The organism is Fulvimonas soli, assembly GCF_003148905.1.
Taxonomy (GTDB): Bacteria; Pseudomonadota; Gammaproteobacteria; order Xanthomonadales; family Rhodanobacteraceae; genus Fulvimonas; species Fulvimonas soli.
In genome coordinates, this window is the sequence record NZ_QGHC01000005.1 from 148,594 (window position 1) to 170,970 (window position 22,377).

The 22,377-nt window shown below is 73.1% G+C and carries 14 protein-coding genes; 4 read left to right on the forward strand and 10 right to left on the reverse strand.

Annotation, left to right across the window (positions count from 1 at the left end):
* Positions 1–26: 26 nt before the first annotated feature.
* The 7 genes from C7456_RS07935 to pgmB all read right to left on the reverse strand — a co-directional run bounded on the left by C7456_RS07935 (position 27) and on the right by pgmB (position 14,692).
* A complete protein-coding gene (locus C7456_RS07935) occupies positions 27–1,109 on the reverse strand; it encodes an alpha/beta hydrolase (protein ID WP_109723211.1) in 1,083 nt (360 codons plus the stop codon).
* A 43-nt stretch (positions 1,110–1,152) separates the two neighbouring features.
* Positions 1,153–3,411, reverse strand: a complete 2,259-nt coding sequence (locus C7456_RS07940) for a glycoside hydrolase family 65 protein (RefSeq protein WP_109723212.1) — start codon at positions 3,409–3,411, stop codon at positions 1,153–1,155.
* Positions 3,412–3,490: 79 nt separating this feature from the next.
* On the reverse strand, positions 3,491–5,302 hold the full coding sequence (locus tag C7456_RS07945; protein WP_109723213.1) for a tetratricopeptide repeat protein: 1,812 nt from the start codon (positions 5,300–5,302) through the stop codon (positions 3,491–3,493).
* 79 nt (positions 5,303–5,381) lie between these two features.
* The gene (locus C7456_RS07950; protein WP_109723214.1) at positions 5,382–7,625 is read right to left on the reverse strand and encodes a glycosyl hydrolase family 95 catalytic domain-containing protein; all 2,244 of its coding nucleotides are present in this window, start codon (positions 7,623–7,625) and stop codon (positions 5,382–5,384) included.
* A 29-nt stretch (positions 7,626–7,654) separates the two neighbouring features.
* Positions 7,655–8,905, reverse strand: a complete 1,251-nt coding sequence (locus tag C7456_RS07955) for an MFS transporter (protein WP_109723215.1) — start codon at positions 8,903–8,905, stop codon at positions 7,655–7,657.
* Positions 8,906–9,009: 104 nt separating this feature from the next.
* The gene (locus C7456_RS07960) at positions 9,010–11,565 is read right to left on the reverse strand and encodes a TonB-dependent receptor (protein ID WP_109723216.1); all 2,556 of its coding nucleotides are present in this window, start codon (positions 11,563–11,565) and stop codon (positions 9,010–9,012) included.
* A gap of 79 nt (positions 11,566–11,644) precedes the next feature.
* Entirely contained in the window at positions 11,645–14,692 is a 3,048-nt protein-coding gene (gene pgmB, locus C7456_RS07965; protein ID WP_245889803.1) for a beta-phosphoglucomutase, read from the reverse strand.
* Between the two features lie 395 nt (positions 14,693–15,087).
* Here pgmB and C7456_RS07970 point away from each other — a divergent pair, with 395 nt between their 5' ends.
* Positions 15,088–16,047, forward strand: a complete 960-nt coding sequence (locus C7456_RS07970; protein WP_211306296.1) for a LacI family DNA-binding transcriptional regulator — start codon at positions 15,088–15,090, stop codon at positions 16,045–16,047.
* Here the strand turns inward: C7456_RS07970 and C7456_RS07975 are convergent.
* Positions 16,022–17,653 (reverse strand): sensor histidine kinase, encoded by a 1,632-nt coding sequence (locus C7456_RS07975; protein WP_109723218.1) that lies wholly within the window; start codon positions 17,651–17,653, stop codon positions 16,022–16,024. The genes C7456_RS07970 and C7456_RS07975 overlap by 26 nt on opposite strands.
* Before the next feature lie 329 nt (positions 17,654–17,982).
* Between C7456_RS07975 and sucC the strand changes: the two genes are divergently transcribed.
* Positions 17,983–19,143: an ADP-forming succinate--CoA ligase subunit beta gene (sucC, locus tag C7456_RS07980; protein WP_109723219.1), complete on the forward strand. Its 1,161-nt coding sequence runs from the start codon at positions 17,983–17,985 to the stop codon at positions 19,141–19,143.
* A 14-nt stretch (positions 19,144–19,157) separates the two neighbouring features.
* Positions 19,158–20,033: a succinate--CoA ligase subunit alpha gene (sucD, locus tag C7456_RS07985; RefSeq protein ID WP_109723220.1), complete on the forward strand. Its 876-nt coding sequence runs from the start codon at positions 19,158–19,160 to the stop codon at positions 20,031–20,033.
* 60 nt (positions 20,034–20,093) lie between these two features.
* On the opposite strand, the gene C7456_RS07990 is transcribed toward sucD, so the two are convergent.
* A complete protein-coding gene (locus C7456_RS07990; protein ID WP_109723221.1) occupies positions 20,094–20,843 on the reverse strand; it encodes an SDR family oxidoreductase in 750 nt (249 codons plus the stop codon).
* A 98-nt stretch (positions 20,844–20,941) separates the two neighbouring features.
* On the opposite strand from C7456_RS07990, the gene C7456_RS07995 reads away from it, so the two are divergent.
* Positions 20,942–21,331, forward strand: coding sequence for a winged helix-turn-helix transcriptional regulator (locus C7456_RS07995; protein ID WP_109723222.1), 390 nt, complete (start codon positions 20,942–20,944; stop codon positions 21,329–21,331).
* Here C7456_RS07995 and C7456_RS08000 read toward each other — a convergent pair.
* A complete protein-coding gene (locus C7456_RS08000) occupies positions 21,322–22,224 on the reverse strand; it encodes a LysR family transcriptional regulator ArgP (protein WP_109723223.1) in 903 nt (300 codons plus the stop codon). The two genes, C7456_RS07995 and C7456_RS08000, sit on opposite strands and share 10 nt — an antisense overlap.
* Positions 22,225–22,377: the final 153 nt, after the last annotated feature.

The following is a 22,377-nucleotide window of genomic DNA, read 5'->3' on the forward strand; positions in this document are numbered from 1 at the left end:
GCGGCGGGCGTCCCGCCGTCCTCCGTTCAGTGGCCCAGGCGGCGGTCGAAGAATTCCGCCATCACGCGGTAGGCCTGCCGCGACTCGGGCAGCTCCGGGTCGGAGAAGAACGAGTGCCACATGCCCTCCCACACGTGCAGCTCGGCCGGCACGCCGGCCTGCGTGAGCAGCGCCTGGCTGCGCACCACCGAGCTCAGCGCCATGTCGCGCGTGCCGCTGATCAGCAGGACGGGCGGGAACTTCGCCAGCAGCGCGGGCGAGCGGCCCGGCTGCACCATCGGGTCGTCCGGGTCGGCGCCGCGGAAGTAGGGCAGGTCGGCCAGCCGCAGCGGCCGCGCCGGCACGCCCTGGCCGTTGAGCAGCGGCGCGACGTAGGCGGAGTCGCCGTCCAGCGTGACCAGCGAACCGCAGAAGGTGCCGATCGCGCCCGGCGCCGGCAGGCCGTCGCGCAGGATGCGCGCGGTCGCCTCGGCGGTGAGGATGCCGCCGGCCGAGCAGCCGTAGATGCCGATCTGGCCGGGCGCGTGCGTCTTGAGCAGCTCGCGGTAGACCGCCTCCACGTCCTCGCTGGCGGCGGGGAACACGTGCTCCGGGCCCTGCCGGTAGTCCAGGCTGATCACCTCGATGCGGCCCAGCGCGGCGACCGGGATCGACTCCACCAGGCCGCCGCTGTGCGCGCCCCACAGGAAGGCGCCGCCGTGCAGGTTCAGCAGCACGCGGCGGCGGTTGGCCGGCGCCACGCCCTGCGCCGGCCGCACCACGTCGGCGCGCACGCCGGCGATGCTCTCGCTGCGGATGTCTACCGCGAACAGCCTGCGCATGCGCGCGACGCGGTCGCCGTTCATGCGGTCGTAGAAGGCGCGGCTCGGCCCGATCGCGGTGATCGGCGGCGCCTTGGCGCCCTCGGCGAGCATCTTCGGGAAGAACGCGCGCGCCTCGGGCGAGGCGAGGGCGGAATAGGGCAGCGCGGCGGCGGGCGCGGCGATGCTGCCGTCGGGCTTCACGGCCGGCGCCGCGTTCTCGGCGGCGCGTCCGGTGGCCGGCAGGGCGAGGCCGGCGCAGAGCGCCAGCGCGGCGAGCGGGCGGGAGAGGCGGATGGTGGCGTGCATGGTGACCTCCGGGGCGATGGAAGGCGACGGCGGATGCCGGCGCTCATTCGGCGGTGCGGGACAGCACCGCGCGGCCGTCGGCGCCGCGGCGCACGGCGATGTCGTAGTGCCGGCCGCGGAGCGCGACGTGGCGCAGCGTGAAGCCGCGCCACGCCGGCGGCAGCAGCGGCGGGTAGGCCTGCGCCAGGCCGGACTCGGCCAGGCGCAGGCCGGTGAAGCCGAACACGATGTTCTGCAGCAGGCCGCCGGCGGCGGTGAGGAAATAGCCGGTGTTGTTGTTCGCGGTCTCGGTGCGCACGTCGAACGGCGGCTGCAGCACGCGCGCGGTGAGGTTGCGCCGGAACCAGTCGCCGGCCTGCGCGGCGTCGCCCATCGCCGCGGCGGCGATCGACAGCGGCGCCAGGCCCATGCTGTTGGGGTCGCGGCTCGAACGGGTGATCCCCCGCAGCGCGTAGTCGTAGTCGCGGCGGCGCAGGCCGGGGTCCATCGGCAGGTCCAGCGACGGGTAGGCCAGCAGCGGCAGCGAGCTGCCGCCCCAGGTGTCCTGGTCGTGCGGCACGGCGGGGTCGAACTCCAGGTGGTGCCCGGCGCGCTCGTCGAAGGGGACGTACAGGCCGTCGGCCACCTCGGTCCAGCGCGGGTCGGCTTGCTCGCCCAGCACCGCGGCCGCGCGCGCGGCGATCCGCAAGGCCTTGCGCGCGGCGACGTTGGTGAAGGTGTCGTTGGGCACGTCGTTGTAGTCCTCGTCCACCGAGGTGACGTGGAGGATCTCGTAGCGCCGTCGCTCCGGCACGCGGGCGGCGCGGCTGGCCCAGAAGTCGGCCACCGCGCGGATCACCGGCCAGCCGTGCGCGCGCAGCCAGTCGCGGTCGCCGCTGGCGAGCCAGTACTGCCACTGCGCGATGGCGATGTCGGCGTTGACGTGGATCTCGCGCTCGCCCAGCACGTAGGCGAAGTGCGGCGTCTGCTCGGTGCCGGCGGCCGGGTCGGCCTCCCACGGGTACATCGCGCCGCGCAGGCCGCGCGCGCGGGCGCGCGCCTGCGCGGCCGGCAGCGTGCGGCTGCGGAAGTCGGCCAGCGACTTGGCGCGCTCGGGGTGCAGCAGCAGCAGCGCGGGCAGCACCCAGGCGTCGCTGTCCCAGAACACGTGGCCGGCGTAGCCGGGGGTGAGGCCGCAGGCACCCGCCGGCAGCGCCGCGTCCGGCGCGGTGTTGGCCAGCAGGTAGTACAGGTCCGCGTGCACCACGCGCTGCGCCTGCGGGTCGCCGTCGATGCGCACGTCGGCGCGCCACAGGTCGGCCCATGCCGCCTCGTGCGCCGCGCGCAGGCGGGCGAAGCCGCGATCGCGCGCGGCGCGGGCCAGCGCGAGGTCGGCTTGGGCGTCGCCGCCCCAGCCCTCGCGCGAGGCGGCGACGAACTTGGCGAAGGCGTAGGTGCGGCCCTTGCGCACGCGCGCCCTGAGGTCGAGCGCCAGGCGGTAGTCGCTGCGGCGCACCCTGGCAGCGGCGATCTCCAGGCCCGTGGGCACGGCGATCGCGGCGGCCTCGGCCATCGCCGCGCCGCGCTCGGCGCGGCCGTCCAGCCACAGCGTGAGGTCGCGCGCGTCGCCGCCGGCGGCGCGCACGTGCACGTCGCCGTGGTACCACAGCGGCGCGCGGTCCGGCGTGGCGGGCGGCAGCGGCTCCAGCTTCAGGCCGTGCGCCGCCACCGCCTCCTGCATCTGGTCGCCGGTGAGGCGCGCCAGCGGGAAGCGCGGCTGCTGCGGCGCCCACAGGTCGAACACGAAGGACAGCTCCACCTCGCCGTCGAACTCCGGGGTGATCGACAGCTGCGTGGCGGCCAGGTGCGGGTCGGCCTGGCTGACCAGCGAGACCACCTCGACGCGGGTGTCGCGGCCGTGGTCGCGGTAGCGGTAGCGGGTGGCGAGGGTGGCGCCGTGCAGGTCGAGGTCCTGGCGGTAGTCCTCGAACACGGCGGGCGAGAGCGGCACCTGGTTGAGCCAGAAATGGCCGGCGGCCGAGCTGCCGGCGCTGTAGTCGATCTGGCTCCAGCCGGGCACCGCGGCGGGGCGCGCGATGTCGCCCTCGGCGTAGTCCATCAGCGCGGCCATGTAGGCGAGGTTGCCCTCGGTGCCGCGCGGGCCGGTGAAGGTGGAGAGGTGGCCGTTGGCGAGCTGGCCGGGGAAGTAGCGGGCGAAGTCCTGCGCGGTCGCGGTGAGCGTGAAGCCCGGGTCGTCCGCGGCCAGCGCGGGCGCGAGGGGCAGGGCCAGGCAGAGCAGGAGCAGCGGGCGGAGGGCGTTCATGCGCGTACCTCGCGGTGGGCTGGCTGGCGTGGCGCGTGCGTCATCGCCGGGATCGCGGCCTTCGGCCGCGAAGAACCGTTCAAGGCGCGGGAACGACATCGAATGCCACCGTGAGCCGCGCCTCGTCGCTGGCGAAGGGCGCGGTACCGTGCCAGAGGTAGGAAGGGAACAGCACCAGCATCCCCGGCGCGGGCCGCACGCGGTATTCGGCGGGCAGCGCGGGCCGGGTGAGGATGCCGGGCGCGCCGAAGCCCAGGCTGCCTTCCTCGCCGCGCGGGTCGAGGTCGCCGGGCAGCGCGACGTAGCAGGCCGAGGAGATCCAGCCGCGCGGGTGCACGTGGCTGGCGTGGTAGCCCGCGCGGCGCAGCCGTACCGACCAGCTGCCGTTGATGCGGTAGCCGCCGCGGTTGCGCCGGCGCAGCGGGTCGTCGCCGCGGCCGATGTGCTCCAGGTAGCGCCGGATCGGCGCGTCGAAGGCGCGGAACAGCGCGCGGAGCGCCGGGTCGTCGCTGCGCGCCAGGTCGGCGGTGGTCTCGGTGCCGTGGCGCAGCGACTGGAACAGCAGCGGGTGGCCGTGCGGGTCGTGCAGGCGCTCCAGGCTGCGCCGCAGGTCGGCGAGGAAGGCGGCGAGGTCGGTCCACGGCGCCGGCGCCTCCAGCCGCTGCGGCAACACCAGCCGCTCGTAGTCGTACAGCTCGCGGTAGCGCGCGTCGCCGAGCAGCCGCCAGGCGGTGGCCTGCAGCGCGATCAGATACTGGTCGTCGGGCGCGGCGGCGCGCAGCGCCTCGCAGTGCGGCAGCGCCGCCCGCGCGTCGCCCGCGCCGAGCAGCGCGGCGGCGAGCAGGCTACGCGCGGCCGCATGGGCCGGCGCCAGGCGCAGCGCGCGCTCGGCCAGCGGCAGGGCGAGCGCCGGGTCGAAGTCGAGCGCGGCCAGGCCCGCGCGCACCAGCAGCGCGGGCGGCGCCTGCGGCCGCGCGGCGCGCCCGGCGAGGCAGGCATAGGCGCCGCGCGGGTCGCCGGCGCCCTGCAGGATGGCGGCCTTGGCGGCCCGCAGCGCGTCGTCGTCGGGGAAGGCGCGCAGCGCCTCGTCCAGCGCCGCGGTGGCCTGCGCGGCGTCGCCGCTGCGCATCCACACCAGCCGGGCCAGGTGGTCGTGCGCCTCCACTCGCCGCGGCTCCAGGCGCAGGCAGGCGCGCAGCGCCTCCTCGGCGCGCGCGTATTCGCCTTGCGCGACCAGGCTGCGTGCCTGCACCTGGTGCAGCGCCGCGCAGCGCCGGCCGCGCGCGAGCGCCTGTCCGGCGAGGCGCGCGGCCTCGGCGGGCTGCTGCGCGGCGTCCAGCGCGATCGCCAGCGCCTCCGCCGCCGCGGCGTCGTCCGGCGCTTCCTCGGCGCGCCGGCGGTGCACCGCCAGCGCCTCGCCGAGCCGGCCCAGGGCCGCCGCCGCGGCCACGTGCTGGGCGGCCAGCTCGGCGTCGGGCGGGCCGGCCGCGCACAGCGGCGCGGCGACGGCGTAGGCCTCGGCCGGGCGCTGCGTGTCGTTGCAGTGGCGCGCCAGCACCAGCGCCGCGCGCGGGTAGCGCGGCGCCGCGCGGCGCAGCAGCGGCTCGGCCTCCTCCGCGCGGCCCCAGGCCAGCAGCAGCTCGCCGAGCGCGGCCACGCTCGGCGCCCAGCCGGGATCGAGCGCGACGGCGCGGCGCAGCAGCCGTTCCGCGTCCTCGGGATCGCCGAGCGCCTGCGCGACGCCGGCGAGCAGGCGCAGCGCCTCGACGAAGTCCGGATGTTCCTGCACGAGTGCCGCCAGCCGCTCGCGCGCGGCGCGGAAATCGCCGGCCCGCAGCAGCGCGTCGATCCGCCGCATGGCGTCGAGCAGGGCGGGCGACGGCGCGGCCATCGGCGTCACCGCGCGGCGCGGTGCCCGCGCGCGCCGGCCGTGGCCGGCGGCGGGAAGCGGCCGGGCCGGGCCGCGGCCATCACAGCGCCCTGCGCGTCAGCCGGGCCTGGCCGTCCGCGCCGCGTTCCACCGCGATGTCGTAGCGCCGGCCGCGGAAGCTGACGCCCTTGAGCGTGAGCCGCCGCCAGCCCGGCGGCAGCACCGGCGCGTAGGCCTCGCGCAGGCCGTCGTCGTCGATGCGCAGGCCGGTGAGGCCGTAGACGAAGCTCTGCACGAAGCCGGCCGAGGTGGAGAGGATGTAGCCGGCGTTGTTGGCCACCGTCTCGGTGCGCACGTTGAACGGGGCCTTCAGGAAGCCCGGCAGGTTGCGCCGGATCCACTCGCCCGCGGCCCTGGCGTCGCCCAGCTCGGCGGCGCCCACGGCCAGCATCACCATCATCATCTCGTTGGGGTCGTCGCCGTGCTCCTTCAGCTCGTGCAGCTGGAACTCGAAGTCGTTGCGGCGCACCTGCGGCGACATCGGCAGGTCCAGGTTGGGATACATCAGCCAGATCAGCGAGGAGCCCATCCAGGTGATCTTGTCGTGCGGCACCGAGGCGTCGAAGTCGAGGTGCCGCTGCGCCTTGGGGTCGAAGGGGATGTACATCTTGGCCGCGATCTCGCCCCACTTCGGGTCGGGCGCGGCGCCGACCTGCCCGGCGGCCTTCACCGCGATCTGCAGCGCCTTGCGCGCGGCGGCGTTGGTGAAGGAGTCGTTCGGCACGTCGTTGTAGGCCTCGTCGGGCGAGGTGACGTGGTGGATCTCGTAGCGGTCGTGCGCGGCGTCGTAGCTGACGCGGCTGGCCCAGAACTCGGCGATGCCGCGGATCACCGGCCAGCCGTGCTCCTTCAGCCAGGCCTCGTCGCCGCTGGCGAGCCAGTACTGCCACTGCGCGATGGCGATGTCGGCGTTGACGTGGATCTCGCGGTACACCTCGTAGGCGAAGTGCGGCGTGTGGTCCACGCCGGTCTCCGGGTCGGCCTCCCACGGGTACATCAGGCCGGCGGCGCCGTACTGCCGCGCGCGCTCGCGCGCCGGCTGCATGGTGCGGCTGCGGAACATCACGATCGGCCTGGCGCGCTCCGGGTGCAGCAGCAGCAGCGCGGGGAACACCCACGAGTCGGAATCCCAGAAGGCGTGGCCGGCGTAGCCGGGCGTCAGCGCGCAGGCGCCCATCGGCCAGGCGGTGCCGACGGTGGTGTTGGACAGCAGGTAGTACAGGTCCGAGTGCAGCGCCTTCTGCACCTGCGGGTCGCCCTCGACCACGATGTCGCTGCGCCACAGCGCGTGCCAGGCCTCGCGGTGGCGGGCGAGCAGCGCGTCGAAGCCGGTGCGCCGCGCCTGCTCGGCCAGCGCGCGGTCGGCGCGCGCGTCGCCGCCCCAGCCCTCGCGCGAGGCGGCGACGTACTTGGTGAAGGCGTAGGTGCGGCCCTTCTCGAACTTCACCGTGAGGTTGAGCGAGAGCCGGTACGGGGTCTTCTCCAGCTCGGCCTTCTCGACCTTGAGCCCCGCGGGCAGGCCGACGGCGGCGGCCAGCGCCATCGCCGGGCCGCCCTGGGCGCGGCCGTCCAGCCACAGGGTCAGCGCCCCGGCGTCGCCGTCGGCGGCCGCCACGCGCACGTAGCCGGGGTACCACACCGGCGCGCGGTCGGGGATCGGCACCGGCTTGTTGTCCAGCGTCTGCCCGCTGGCGATCACCGCGGCGATCATCTCCTCGCCGGTCATCCTGGCGATCGGGAAGCGCGGCTGGTACTCGCTCCACAGGCGGATCGGGAAGGTGACCTGCGCCTCGCCGTCGAACTGCGGGGTGAGCGCGATGCGCGTGGCGGCGAGGTGGCCGTCGGCCTGGCTGACGAAGGTGGCGACCTCCACGTCGGTGGCCTTGTTGGCGTAGGCGAAGCGGTAGCGCGTGGTCAGCGTGCCGTCGTGCATGTCCAGCGTCTGGCGGTAGTCCCGGAAGATGTGCGGCGCCACCCGCGTGGCGTTGAGCCAGCCGCCGCCGGGGTTGTAGTCGATCTCGCTCCAGCCGGGGATCGCCGCCGGGCGCGCGATGTCGTCCCTGGCGTAGTCCATCAGCGCGACCATGTAGGCGCGGTTGCCCTCGGTGCCGCGCACCGAGGTCATGGTGGAGAAGTAGCCGTTGGCGAGGTAGCTCGGGAAATAGCGGTCGAAGTCCGCCGCGGTGGCGGTGAGCAGGAAGCTCGGGTCGGTGGCCGCCGCCGCGGGGCCGGCGGCGGCGAGCAGGGCGAGGGCGGCGAGCAGGCGGCGTGGCAGCGTGGACATGGCGACTCCGTGGGGGCGGCCGCGCCGCGCTACTCCGCGGCGGCGCCCGCCGCCACCGGCGCGACGGCGCCGGCGCGGTCGGACTCGCGGCGGAAGAAGAACAGCGTGACCAGGATCAGCGTCATCGGCAGCAGCGAGAAATAGAAGGCGTGGATGCCGCCGGCGCGGGCGAACACCAGCGCGGTGATGCGCGAGCCCAGCGTGCCGCCCAGCGCCGAGAAGATCACGATCAGCCCGGTCATCGCCGCGTGCGCGGGCTTGGGCAGCGCGCCCAGCGCCACCGAGTTGATCACCGGGTAGATCGGCGCCATCAGCAGGCCGATCAGCGGGATCAGGTAGGCCGCCGCCGGCGCGTCGAGCCAGCCGGCGCCGGCCGGCGCGGCCGCGTGGCGGGCCAGCGGCAGCGCCAGCACGATCAGCGCGGCCATGCCCAGCACGCACAGGTTGAGCAGGCGGTGCCAGTGCAGGCGGCGCAGCACCTGGCCGGCCAGCAGGCGGCCGGCCGCGGTGGCGCCGGCGAGCATGCTGGCGAGCTGGATGCTGACCGCGTTGGGCAGGTGCAGGATCTCGTTGTTGAAGGTGGGCAGCCAGGTGCCGAAGCTCTGCTCGATCAGCACGTAGAGGAAGGCCGAGAGCAGGAACACGTACACCAGCGGGCGCAGGAACAGCGCGCGCATCTGCAGCAGCGAGCCGACCATCGAGCCCATGCCGTCCTCGCGCGCGGCCGACTCGTCCATCGGCGAGGCGGCGAGCAGGCCGATCACCAGCGCGCAGACGCCGGCGAGCAGCCAGTACACGCGCAGCCACGACGGGTTGGCCGGGTCGGCGTGGTCGACGAAGGCGCTGAACAGCCAGCCGCCGGCCAGCACGCCGAGCATGAACAGGCCCTCGATGGTGTTGGTCAGCCGGGTGTGCCCGGCCTTGTCGGCGGTGAGCAGGCCGATGGAGGAGTACACCGCCACCTTGGCCAGCGCGAAGGAGACGCCGATGCAGGCGAACAGGAATTCGGCGGTGTGGAAGCCGGGGCGCAGCGGCATCAGCGTGCACGCCGCGCCGACGATGGCCAGCGCCAGCATCATCGCGCGGCGGTAGCCGAGGAGCGGCAGGAACGAGGCGACCAGGAACGAGGTGACGGCGATCGGCAGGTCCTTGAACAGCTCCAGCAGGCTGGCCCGCGGCTTGTCCACGCCGAAGGCGTGGATCGACTGCAGGATCACCGTGCCCACGCTGTTGAGCAGCACGGCGAACACCATGTAGATCAGGGCCAGCGCGACGATCATGCGGAGTCGGTTCACGGGCGCCTCGGCGGTGGATCGGACAAAGAGGGCCCGGACCGTCGGGTGGCGGTCCGGGCCGGCCGGCCTGCGGGGAGAGGAACCGCAGGTCAGAACTTGTACTTCACCTGGAAGTTGACTTCACGCCCTTCCAGCGGGCGGGCCAGGATCACGCCGTTGGTGCCCGCGGCGGTGCCGAAGATGCGCGAGTTGCTCTCGGTCAGGCCCAGCTCGTTGGTCATGTTGGTGCCCTGCAGGCGCAGCTCCCAGCTGTCCAGCACGTCCGCCACCACGCCGAAGTCCCAGGTGTTGTAGGTGCCCAGCTGCTGCAGGCCGGACTGGTCCTGCGTGTGCGGGCCCACGTGGGTGTAGGTGACGAAGGCCAGGATGTCGCCCCACGAGAACGGGAACTTGTAGCTGGGCGTCAGCATGTAGCGGAAGCGCGGCTGGCGCTGCAGGCGCACGCCGTTGATGCTGGCGCAGGCGGTCTCGCCGGTGACCAGGTTGGTGTACGGCAGGCAGGACTCGTTGTGCGAGTAGTGGCCGTCGAGGTAGTTGGCCACCACCTGGATGCGCAGGTTCTCGGTCGGGGTGACCGCGCCGGTCAGGTTGATGCCCTTGGAGTCCGAGCCGTACAGGCGCGGCGAGCCGACCGGCGTGCCGGCGCCGTCGGTGGGCTGGAACAGCAGGCCGTCGAACTGCTTGTGGTAGGCGCTGATGTCCGCGTACAGGTACTGCGACTGGTACTTGAAGCCGCCCTCGAAGTTGAAGACGCGCTGCATCGGCGCGGTGTTGTCCGAGGGCTGGCCGCGGATGCCGTTGTCGAAGTCGGGGAAGTGCGCGCCCTTGTTGACGCGGACGTACACGCTCATGTTGTCGGCCAGCTCGTAGTTCACGCCGAAGGTCCACGAGGGATGGCTCTTGTCGTACTTGGTGTGCGTGAACGTGCCGTTGCAGGTGGACACGGCGTTGTTGTACAGCGTGTACGGGTTGCCGTCCGTGTCGACGTTGGAGGTGTTGCACACGGTGGTGGAGGCGTTCTGGTTCTCGATGCGGCCGGACAGGTCGAACAGCCACGGCCCGACGCGCCAGATGTCGGACAGGTAGAACGCCTTGTTGGTGGCGGTGCCGTGGTTGGTGATGTTGAAGGTGCCGTTGTCGAGCAGGCCCTGGCCGTCGGTCAGGTAGTAGGTCTGGCCACCGTCGACGTAGCTGACCTGGATCGGCCGCGCGTGCGGCGTGTTGGTCATCAGCATCTGGTTGCCCAGCGCCCACTTGTCGTCCTCGGTGTAGTGCGCCAGGTAGATGCCGGCGGTCAGCGTGTTGCCGTCGAAGATCTCCTTGCTGAGGCGGAAGTCGTTGTTGACGTTCTTCAGGTGCTTGTGGATGAACCACCAGCCCTGGTGGATCACGCTCTGGTTGGGGTCCACCGCGCCGCCGCCCTTGACGTAGGTGGCGGTGGCCGAGCCGGCCGGCAGCTCGAAGCCGCCCTGGTCCTTCGGCACGGTGTACAGCTCGTCGTACAGGCTGGCCGGGTTGGTGCCCGAGAACAGCGCGTTGGTGTTCATGTCGCCGCCGTCGAACAGGAACTTGTCCGAGAGGTTCCAGCCGTCGCCCAGGTCGTAGTCGAAGTTGCCGCCGAAGAAGCCCATCTTGGCGCCGCGGCCGTTGGCCAGGTTGGCGTCGGTGCCGCCGCCGGGGTAGCCGGCCAGGTGCACGTGCTGGATCTCCTTGCCGTAGTAGGTGTCCTTCAGCGGGTCGAAGCCCGGGTACGGATGGAAGTCGTCGGTGCCGGACTGGATCAGCGGGATCGGCGTGATGAACTGGTTGCGGTCGTTGAGGTAGCGCCCGTACAGCGTCATCGTGCCGTTGTCGCTGTCGTGGCTCAGCGTGGCGGTGAACTGGCCGCCCTTGTCGGCGGCGAACTGCGGGTCGCGCACGCCGTCGGAGTCGCGGTAGAAGCCGCCGATGCTGCCGTACCAGTTGTTGGCGATCGGGAAGCCGAGGAAGCCGTCGACGCGGCGCAGGTTCTCGTTGCCGTAGGTGACGCCGATGCTGCCGGAGGGCTTGTCGGTGCCGGTCTTGAGCATGTAGTTCTCGGTGGCGCCGATCTGGCCGTCGGCGAACACCACCGACGGGCCGCCCTGCACGATCTCCACGCGGTCGATGGTGTCGTCCAGGCGGAACATCGAGGTCTGCTCGAAGAACGACAGCGAGGGCATGCCGTACAGCGGCGAGCCCATCAGCTGCACCGTGTTGAACGGCGCGTCGCCGCCGCCGGGGAAGCCGGCGATCTCGATGTTGGCGCCGGTCTGGCCGCCGGTGGATTCCGGCCACAGGCCCGGCGAGATCTTCAGGAGGTCCGCCGTGCTCTTGGGGTTGGCCATCTTGATCTGCTCGGAGGTCGCGGTGACCACCGAGTAGCTGGTGTCGATCTTCTTCAGGCCGCCGGTGGCGGTGTTGCCGGTCACCACCACCTGCTCCAGGTTCTTGGCGCTTTCGGGATTGGCCTGCTGCTGCTGCGCCGGCGTCCTCTTCGCCGGCGGCGGCTGGGTCTTCTGCGCGTCCTGCGCCGGGGCGGCGTCCTGGGCCATCGCGGCGCCGCAGAACAGGACGGCGGCGATCGCCGCCGACAGGGTCAACCGGGTCAGCTGCTTGGTCTTCATTTCCGTCACTCCCCACCAGTCGAGATAGTTTTGTGTCGTAGCCGTTTTCGATCGGCGGACCGGGCCGGCCCGCCTTCTTTCAGACTGCAATGAAGCTGCCGATGTCGAACGCGGCGACGCTCGGCAGCAGCACGTCCGCGTCGGCCAGGGCCGGAGCCCGGCCCACCCCGACGGCCGTCATGCCCGCCGCGCGCAGGGCGGCGATGCCGGCCGCGGCGTCCTCCACGCCGAGGCATTCCTCCGGGGCCACGCCCAGGCCGCTCGCCGCGGCCAGGAAGATCTCCGGGTCGGGCTTGGAGCGCGCGATCCGGTTCGCGTCGACCACGTGGTCGAACAGCCCGGCGATGCCCAGCCGCTCCAGCAGCAGCGGGGCGTTGCGGCTGGCCGAGGCCAGCCCGGTCTTGAGGCCGGCGCGGCGCACCGCCTCGATCGCCTCGCGCGCGCCGGGCAGGAGGTCGCCGGGGCCGAAGCGCTGGATCTGCTCGCGGTAGTAGTCGTTCTTGCGCGCGGCCAGCTCCTCCTTCTCGGCCTCGCTGTAGGCGCGCGGCGCGCGCTCCAGCAGGATCTCCAGCGAGCCGCGGCGGTCCACGCCCTTCATCCGCTCGCCCACCGCCTCGTCGAACGGCACGCCGAGCTGCACGGCCAGCCGCCGCCAGGCGGCGTGGTGCACCACCGCGGTGTCGGCGATCACCCCGTCGAGGTCGAAGATCACCGCCCGGATCGGCCGCGGCAGGCGGTAGACCGCGGCCTCGCGGCCGCCGTGCGGCAGCTCGAGCGCCTGCCCGGCGCGCAGCCGCTGCGGCCGGCCGCCGTGCAGGAAGGCCAGCCCGTCGCCGGCGGCCAGCTCGTAGCGCACGCCGCGCGCGTCCACCTGCACGCGCAGGCGCGCGTCGCGCCAGCGCAGGCCGAAGCGGTAGCCGCGCCAGGCCGCCGGCAGGCGCGGGTCGAGCGAGGGCAGGCCGCCGACCACGCGCAGCCCGCCGAAGCCCCAGGTCAGCGCCAGCCAGCTGCCGGCCATCGCGGCCATGTGCACGCCGTGGGCGGCGTTGCCGTGCAGGTCGTCCAGGTCCACCCGCAGGGTGTCCAGGAAATAGCGCCAGGCCTTGTCGTCCAGCCCCACCTCGGCGGCCATCACGCTGAAGGTGGAGGCCGACAGGGTGGAGTCGTGCACCGTCACGCCTTCGTAGTAGTCGAAGTTGCGCCGCTTGCCGGCGCGGTCCACCGACTCGCCGGCCAGCATCAGCGCGAGCAGGGTGTCGGCCTGCTTGCACACCTGGTAGCGGTAGAGGGTCAGCGGGTGCAGGCGCAGCAGCAGCGGGCGCTTGCCCTCGCCGCCCGCGTGCGCGGGCAGGCGCGGCTTGTCGAGGAAGCCGTCGTCCTGCGGGAAGATGCCGAGCGCGCCGTCCACCGGCAGGTGCATCGCGTCCGCCGCGCGCCGCCAGTCGTCGATCTCGCGCGGGTGCAGGTCCAGGCGCGCGGCCAGCGCCGCGTAGGCCGCCGGCTCGGCCTGCGCCATCCAGTCCGCCACCGCCGCCGCGTCGCGCAGGTGCCGCTGCGCCATGCGGTTGGTGTAGTGGTTGTTGTCGACGAGCGCCGAGTACTCGTCCGGGCCGGTCACCGCGTGGATGCAGAAGGCGCCGCCGCGGCGCGGGCTGAAGTGGCCGACGTCGAGCCAGATGCGCGCGGTCTCGAACAGCATCTCGGCGCCGCGGTCGCGCAGGAAGGCGTGGTCGCCGCTGGCGTCCACGTACAGCCGGATCGCCCAGGCCACCGCGGCGTTGATGTGGTACTGCGCCGAGCCGCTGGGGAAGTAGGCCGAGCACTCGTCGCCGCCGATGGTGCGCCAGGCGTACAGCGCGCCGCGCCCGTGGTTCATCTCGCGCGCGTGCGCGCGGGCGCGGTCGAGCGTGCGGTAGCGGTACTCCAGCATGTTGCGCGCCAGCGCCGGCGCCACGTTGACCAGCGCCGGCAGCATGAACACCTCGGCGTCCCAGAAGTAGTGGCCCTCGTAGCCCTCGCCGGTGAGCCCCTTGGCGGCGGCGCTGCCGTGGCCGTCGCGCGAGCAGGACTGGAACACGTGGAACAGGTTGAAGCGCAGCGCCTGCTCGGCCGCCGGATCGCCGTCGATGGCGAGGTCGGCGTGCTCCCACAGCGGCGCCAGCGCGCGGCGCTGGCCGTCCAGCAGCGCGTCGTAGCCGGCGGCGGCGGCGCGCCCGAGGCTGCGCGCGGCGCGGTCGAGCAGCGCCGCGTCGGGCTCCTCGCCGTGCGGGCGGCTCCAGGCGTAGGCGACGAACTTCTCCAGCACCAGCGACCGGCCCGGCGCCAGCGTGCCGTCGTAGGCCTGCAGCACGCCGTGGGTGCTGCGCCCGGCGTAGCGGGGCGCGAGCGAGGGCGCGTGGCGGTGGCGCTGCGCGCAGACCACGCGGATGCCGCTGCGCGCGGTCTGCTGGCGCAGCCAGGCCAGACGCTCGTCGGCGGCCGCGTCCTGCGTGCTGAAGCCGCCGTCGACGCGGACGCCGATGCGCGGGTCGGCGCCCTGCTCGGCGGCGTCGCGGGCGGTGTCGATGGAGGATTCCAGGGTGACCGGCCCGGCGTAGTCCACCGAGTGCACCTCGTAGCGGATCGCCAGCAGGCCGGGATCGTCGAGCGAGACGATGCGCTCGGCGCGGATCTCCAGCGTGGCCCCGTCCGGCGAGCGCCAGCGCAGGCGGCGGCGGTAGCAGCCCTCGCGCAGGTCCAGCCGCCGCTCGAAGTCCAGCCATTCGCCCTCGGCCAGGCGCAGCGGCGCGTCGCCCAGGCGCAGCTCGATGCGGGTGGCGTCGGCGACCGGGATGCGCGTGTCGGTATGGCTGGCGAAGCCGGGGAAGCGCTCGTGGTACTCGATCGGCGTGCGCTCCCAGGCGGCGGCGAGGAAGCTGCCCTGGCTGGGGCTGGGGTCCTCCTCCAGGCCGCCGCGCACGCCGAGCGCGCCGTTGGCCAGCGCGAACAGGCTCTCGTCCTGCGCGAAGCCGGCCGGCGCGGTGCCGCGGCGGACGATCGACCACGGGTCGACCGCGGCGGCCGGCTCCGGCGCGCAGCCTGCTTCTGCCGCCGGCATGCGGGCCGGCGCCGCCACGTGCTTGTCCAACGGATTCCCCCCGAGAATCAGGATGTTTTCTCTGTTTCCGTCAGGCATGGCGGATACCGGCGCCGTTCGGATGGGGCGCGAGCATTGCAGCAATTGTTATCGATATCAAGATATCGATAACAATTCGTGTGGCGCGCGTTCACGGAGCCCGGCGGCGGCCCTGCCGCCGCCGGGCCGCCGCGGCGCCGGCCTTCCGGCGGGCCAGGCGCGGAAGGGCGGGCGCCGGCCGGCCGGGGTTAGACGCCGGGGCGCCAAACCGACACACTTGCCCGGGCGCCGCGGCCCGGCCGCGCCGGCGCCGTTCCGTCCCCACGCAGCCACGAGGCCCGCTTTTGAGTCGCTCCCGCCCAGACAAGCAGCAACGCGCCGGCGCGGCCTCGAACCCGAACATGACCATGGCCGACCTGGCGCGGCTGGCCGGGGTCTCGAAGATCACCGTGTCGCGCGCGCTGGCCGACAGCCCGCTGGTCAACCCGCAGACCCGCGGGCGCATCCAGGAGCTGGCGCGCGAGCACGGCTACAAGCTCAACGTGAGCGCGCGCAACCTGCGCCTGCGCCGCAGCCACACGGTGGCGGTGATCGTCGAGATGAAGCCGACCAGCGACCGCACCATGCTCGACCCGTACCCGCTGACCCTGCTCGGCGGCATCTCGCAGGAGCTCACCGCGGCCGGCTACAGCGTGCTGCTGACCACCCGCCAGGGCGCCAGCGCGGCGGCGGTGCAGGCGGCGGACGGGCTGATCCTGCTCGGCCAGGGCGCGCGCCAGGACGCGGTGCGCCGCTTCGACAAGCTGGGCCTGCCGATGGTGGTGTGGGGCGCGCAGGGCGGGTCCGACGCGCACGTGGTGATCGGCAGCGACAACCGCCTGGGCGGCGCGCTGGTGGCCGGGCACTTCATCCGGCTGGGCCGCCGGCTGCCGGTGTTCGTGGGCAATCCCAGCCACCCGGAGATCTACGAGCGGCTCAGCGGCTTCGTCGACGCGCTGGCCGAGCACGGGGTGAAGCCGCTGCTGATCCGCCGCGACGAGTTCACCCTGGCCTCCGGCACCGACGCGGTGCACTCGCTGGCCGCGCGCAAGGTGCCGTTCGACGCGCTGTTCGCCTGCAACGACCTGTTGGCGATGGGCGCGATCCGCGCCCTGCAGGGTCTGGGCCGCGAGGTGCCCGGCGACGTGGCGGTGGTGGGCTACGACGACATGCCGCTGGCGGCGAGCTTCCTGCCGCCGCTGAGCTCGGTGCACCAGGACTGGCAGGAGGGCGGCGTGCGGCTGGCGCGGAAGATGCTGGCGCTGATCCGCGGCGAGCCGGCGCGCTCGGAGATGCTGCCGGTCAGCCTGGTCGTTCGCTCCACCTGAGCGGGTCGCCGGCGTCGGCTTCCTCGCCGGCCACGCGCGCCATCTGCGCGGGGGTGAGGGTGAGCCGGAAGCAGCTGCCGCCGCCGGCCACGCGCACGTACTCCAGCGAGGCCTGGTTGGCCTCGGCCATCTGCCGCGCCAGGTACAGCCCCAGCCCGGTGCCGTACTCGTGGGTGGTGTAGAACGGCTCGAAGATCTGCGCGGCCACCTTGGGCGCGATGCCGGGGCCGCGGTCGATCACCTCCAGGATCGGCACGCCGTGCTCGCCGTGGCGCACCACCACCATCACCCGCGCCGGCTCGCCGGGCAGGCGGCCGTAGCGCAGCGCGTTCTGCACCAGGTTCCACACCACCTGCTGCAGCTGCTGCGGGTCGGCCAGCGCCGCCACCGGCACGTGGCCGTTGGCGATCACGCGCAGCGAGTCGTTGCCCAGGTCGTTGCCGAGCTTGTAGTCCTCGACGAAGGCGTGCGCCCAGCGGCCCAGGTCCAGCGTCTCCGGGCGCGAGCGCTCGCGCCGCGACAGCTGCAGGATGTTCTCGATGATCTCGTTGAGCCGCACGCAGTGGTTGTTGATGATCTCCACCATGCGCTCGTCGCTGGGGCTGAGGTCGCGCGACTCGGCCAGCAGCTGCGCCGAGTAGCGGATCGCTGCCAGCGGGTTGCGGATCTCGTGCGCGATCGAGGCCGACAGCCGGCCCAGCGAGGACAGCGTCAGCTCCTCCGCGCGGCGCGAGACCAGCGAGGTGTCGTCGAGGAAGATCAGCACCAGCGAGTCGTCGTTGGGCGCCAGCCGCGAGAAGCGCGGCACCACCTCGGGCACGCCGTCGGCGAGCTGGGTGGCGGTCTCGTCCAGCTTGCCGGAGGTGATCCAGTGGTACAGCCGGCGCGACAGCTCCGGCGCCAGCCGGCCCAGGTCGCGCTGGTCGGCCGGCGGGCTGCCCAGCAGCATCCAGGCCGACTCGTTCATCTGGTGGATGCGGTTGGCGTCGTCCACCAGCAGCACGCCGGTCTTCATGCGGCGGATGATCAGCTCGTTGACCTGCGCCAGGTTGGCCAGGTCCACGCCGCGCTGCTCGGCCAGCGCCTCGGTGGCGCGCAGCTGGCGGCCGAGCACGTGGCACAGCGTGGTGCTGGCGAAGTAGGCCAGGCCGAACAGGCCCGACTCGAGCAGCTCGTGCGAGTCGTCCGCGCCGCGCGGGTCCACCAGGGTGTGCGCCAGCATGCCCAGCGTGGCCAGCGCGGCGAAGAAGCACGACAGCCTGAGCGGCAGCAGCAGCGCGCCGGCGGACAGGTTCACCGCCAGCATCATCGCGATGCCGATGCGCGCGTCGTGCATCGCGCTGGCCGCCAGCACGGCGGCGCCGATGTCCGCCACCAGGCTGGCCGACACCACCAGCTTGGCCCGCGGCATCAGGCTGCGGGTGAGCAGCAGCAGGACCAGCGCGAACAGCAGGTAGAGCAGGGTGAGCCCGTGCGCGAAGTCCGGCCGGGTCAGCTTGGGCCACTCCAGCCCCGGCGGGCTGAAGGCCAGGCCCAGGTAGACCAGCGCCTGGGCCATGCGGAAGTAGTTGAGGAAGTACAGCTCGTGGCGGACGGCCGCGGGCATCGGCGCCGGGCGATGGCCGGAAGGGTTGGAGGCAGCGCTGTTGGCCACGGACTGGGCTCTCCACGGCGGGATCGGGCCCAGTATAGACAGCCGCGCGGCGCCCGCCATCGGGGCCGGAACGCGGCGTTCCCGGCCGCTCCCCTTTCCAACGAAGGCCGCTTCCGCGAAAATAGGCGGCCGTATTGCGCGGTTTCTGCCATGCACGGTCATGGCGGCGGCGCACTGCACGCCGGCAGCGCGTCCCGGACCGCCGTCCGACTCCCTCCGCCCACGCACGGTTCCCTACTCGCGTGCGGCTGTCACGTTCTCCCGTTCACTCGAGGTATCGAATGAATTTCCACGAGTACCAGGCCAAAGAGCTGTTCGCGCAGTACGGCATCGCCGTGCCGCCGGGCAAGGTCGCCAATTCCCCCGACGCCGCCGTCGACGCCGCCAAGGCGCTGGGCGGCAGCCAGTGGATGGTCAAGGCGCAGATCCACGCAGGCGGCCGCGGCAAGGCCGGCGGCGTGAAGTTCTGCAAGAGCTTCGACGAGGTGCGCGAGGCCGCCAAGGGCATGCTCGGCACCCGCATGGCGACCTACCAGTCGGCCGGCCGCGCGCTGCCGGTGAACCTGGTGCTGGTCACCGACGCCACCGACATCGCCAAGGAGCTGTACCTGTCGGTGCTGGTCGACCGCGACGCCAAGGCGGTCACCTTCATCGCCTCGCAGCACGGCGGCATGGACATCGAGCAGGTCGCCAGGGAGACGCCGGAGGACATCCACACCATCGTGGTGGACTTCGTCGAGGGCCTGCAGCCCTACCAGTGCCGCCAGCTCGGCTTCGCGATGGGGCTCAACGCCAAGCAGGTGGCGCAGCTGACCAAGATCATGCTGGGCCTGTACAAGCTGTTCAACGAGAAGGACCTCTCGCTGGTCGAGCTGAACCCGCTGGCCATCCTCGAGGACGGCAACCTCGCCGCGCTCGACGGCAAGGTCAACTCCGACGACAACGCCGACTTCCGCCATCCCGAGCTGGTCGCCATGCGCGACCTCACCCAGGAGGACGCCGCCGAGGCGGCCGCGGTGCAGCACAACCTCAACTACGTGACCATGGACGGCAACATCGGCTGCATGGTCAACGGCGCGGGCCTGGCGATGGCCACCATGGACGTGATCAAGCTGGCGGGCGGCGAGCCGGCCAACTTCCTCGACGTGGGCGGCGGCGCCACCAAGGAGCGCGTCACCGAGGCGTTCAAGCTGATCCTCTCCTCCGACAAGGTGAAGGCCATCCTGGTCAACATCTTCGGCGGCATCGTGCGCTGCGACCTGATCGCCGAGGGCATCATCGCCGCGGTGAAGGAAGTGGGCCTGACCATCCCGGTGGTGGTGCGCCTGCAGGGCACCAACGTGGAGCAGGGCCGCGCGCTGCTGGCCAACTCCGGCCTGGCGATCACGCCGGCCGACGATCTCAACGACGCGGCGCAGAAGGCCGTGGCCGCCGCGAAGTGAGGAGCGAATAAGACATGAGCGTTCTGGTCAACAAGAACACCAAGGTCCTCGTGCAGGGCTTCACCGGCCAGCAGGGCACCTTCCACGCGCAGCAGGCGCTGGACTACGGCACCAAGGTCGTCGGCGGCGTCACCCCGGGCAAGGGCGGCAGCGAGCACATCGGCCTGCCGGTCTTCAACAGCGTGGCGGAAGCGGTCGACGAGACCGGCGCCGACGCCTCGGTCATCTTCGTGCCGCCGCCGTTCGCGGCCGACTCCATCCTGGAGGCCATCGACGCCGGCATCCGCGTGATCGTGGCGATCACCGAGGGCATCCCGGTGCTGGACATGCTGCGCGTGAAGAACGTGCTGGCGCAGCACCCGGAGACCGTGCTGATCGGCCCGAACTGCCCCGGCATCATCACCCCGGGCGAGTGCAAGATCGGCATCATGCCGGGCCACATCCACCAGCCGGGCAAGGTCGGCATCGTGTCGCGCTCGGGCACGCTCACCTACGAAGCCGTGTTCCAGACCACCAACGAGGGCCTGGGCCAGTCCACCTGCATCGGCATCGGCGGCGACCCGATCAACGGCCTGAACTTCATCGACTGCCTGAAGCTGTTCCAGGACGATCCGCAGACCGAGGGCATCATCATGGTCGGCGAGATCGGCGGCAGCGCCGAGGAGGACGCCGCCGAGTTCATCGGCGAGTACGTGAAGAAGCCGGTGGTCTCCTTCATCGCCGGCGCCTCGGCCCCGGCCGGCAAGCGCATGGGCCATGCCGGCGCGATCATCTCCGGCGGCAAGGGCACCGCGGCGGCGAAGTTCGCCGCGCTGGAGAAGGCGGGCGTCACCACGGTGAAGTCGCCGGCCGACCTCGGCAAGACCCTCGCCAAGCTGATGAGGAAGTAAGCGCCGGCCGGCGAGCGCAGCGAAAGGGCCGCAGCGATGCGGCCCTTTCCTTGTGCGCGCTCAGATGTTGCCGACGCCGCCGTCCACCAGCAGCTCGCTGCCGACCACGAAGCTGGACTCGTCCGAGGCGAGGAACACCGCCGCGGCGGCGATCTCGCGCGGCTCGCCCACGCGGCCGATCGGCACCAGGGCGGCGATGCGCTCGAGCAGGCCGGCCTGTTCCCCGGCCGGCACGCCGAGCTTGCCGAAGGCCGGCGTATGCACCGGGCCGGGGCTCAGGCCGTTGACGCGGATGCCGCGCCCGTGCAGCTCGCCCGACAGCGTGCGCGCCAGCGACAGCAGCCCCGCCTTGCTGGCCGCGTAGGCCGCGCTGCCGGGCAGGCCGATGTGCGCGCTGACCGAGCCGCACAGGATCACCGAGGACGGATCGGCCAGCAGCGGCAGCAGCGCCTGCAGCAGGAAGAACGGCCCCTTCAGGTTGGTCGCCATCAGCCGGTCGTAGGCGGCCTCGTCCCAGCCCTCGAACGGGCCGTGCGTGACGTCGCCGGCATTGACGAACACGGCGTCGAGCCGGCCCCATGCGCGCCCCAGCTGCCCGGCCAGCGCGCGCTGCGCGGCGGGGTCGCCGGCGTCGCTGGCGATCGCCAGCACCTCGGGGCCCAGCTGCGCCTGCGCGGCGGCGAGGCGCTCCGGGTCGCGCCCGGTGATGGCGACGCGGGCGCCCTCGGCCAGGAACTGCCTGGCGGTCTCCAGGCCGATGCCGGTGCTGCCGCCGGTGATCAGGGTGTGCTTGCCTTGCAGTCGTGCCATGGGATGTTCCCGCGCGTGGAGGGAACCCCATGGTTGTCGCATGAGTATCCAAAGTATAGTAGGCACCGATAGGATACCGAGAGACGACGAGGTAAGCCATGCGCCGCACCGCCAGTCCCGCCGCCGCCGCGCTCGCCGCGATCCGCTGCTCCGGGCCGGCGGAGCGCTGCTCGATGGTGCGCTTCGTCGACCTGATCGCCGGCAAGTGGGCGATCCCGATCCTGTACCGGCTGATCCTGATCGGCGAGTCGGTGCGCTTCAGCGAGCTGCAGCGCGCGGTGGCGCCGATCACGCAGAAGGAGCTGACCCGCCAGCTGCGCGCCTTCGAGGCCAATGGCCTGGTCTCGCGCACGGTCTACCCGGAGGTGCCGCCGCGGGTGGAGTACCGCATCACCGCGCTGGGCGCCACGCTGCGCGACCCGCTGGCCGGGCTGGCGCAGTGGATGGAGCGCCACGGCGGGCGGGTGCGCCGCGCCGCTCAGGACTGAGCGCGCGCCGCGCGCAGGCCGCCCTGCGCGGCGGCCGCCCGCAGCGCCGCGGTCAGCTGCGCGAGCGCGGCCGAGCGGATCGACCAGTGCTGCCAGTACAGCGGCACGTCCAGCCGGCCCGCGCCGATCGCGCGCAGCTCGCCGCGCGCCATCGGCCCGCGCAGCATCGACTCGGGCGCCATGCCCCAGCCCATGCCCAGCGCCATTGCCTCGAGGAAGGCAGCGGGCGAGGGCAGGTAGTGCCGCGGCGGCGCCAGCCGCGCGCGGGTGATGCGGCGGATGAAGCGCTCCTGCAGCGCATCCTTGCGGTTGAACACCAGCAGCGGCGCGCGGCCCAGCGAGGCCGCGTCCGGGCCGGCGGGGAAATGGCGCGCGACGAAGCCGGGCGAGGCCGCCGGCAGGTAGCGCATCGTGCCCAGGCGGCGCACCGTGCAGCCCTGCACCGGGCGCGCGTCGGCGGTGACCGCGCCCAGCACCGTGCCGTCGCGCAGCAGGCGGGCGGAATGGTCCTGGTCCTCCACCCGCACGTCGAACAGCAGGCCGTGCCCGGCGTGCAGGGCGGCCAGCGCGGGCAGGAACCAGGTGGCCAGCGAATCGGCGTTCACCGCGATGGCGATCGCGCGCGGCCCGCCGGGGGCGCGCGCGACGTCCTGCAGCGCCTCGGCCTCCAGCAGCCGCATCTGCTGCACGTTGCGCAGCAGCTGGCGCCCGGCCGCGGTGGCCTGGCAGGGCGAGCCGCGCCGCACCAGCACCTGGCCCAGGCGGTCCTCCAGCGCCCGCACGCGCTGCGAGATCGCCGACGGGGTGAGCGACAGCCGGCGCGCGGCGCCCTCGAAGCTGCCCTCGTCCAGCACGGCGGCGAAGGCGGCCAGTTGCGGGTGGAGCAGGCTCATCGGGCAAGTCCTCGCGGCGGGAGCGGAGCAGGCGGAACACTGGCAGGGCCGCGCTCATCGGGACGAGGAGCGCTCGGGACGCGGGCCTCCGCAGGGCGGGTGCCCGCCGGCCCGGCGGCAGGCCATGTTTAGCAAATCTAAGCCAGCTCAAGG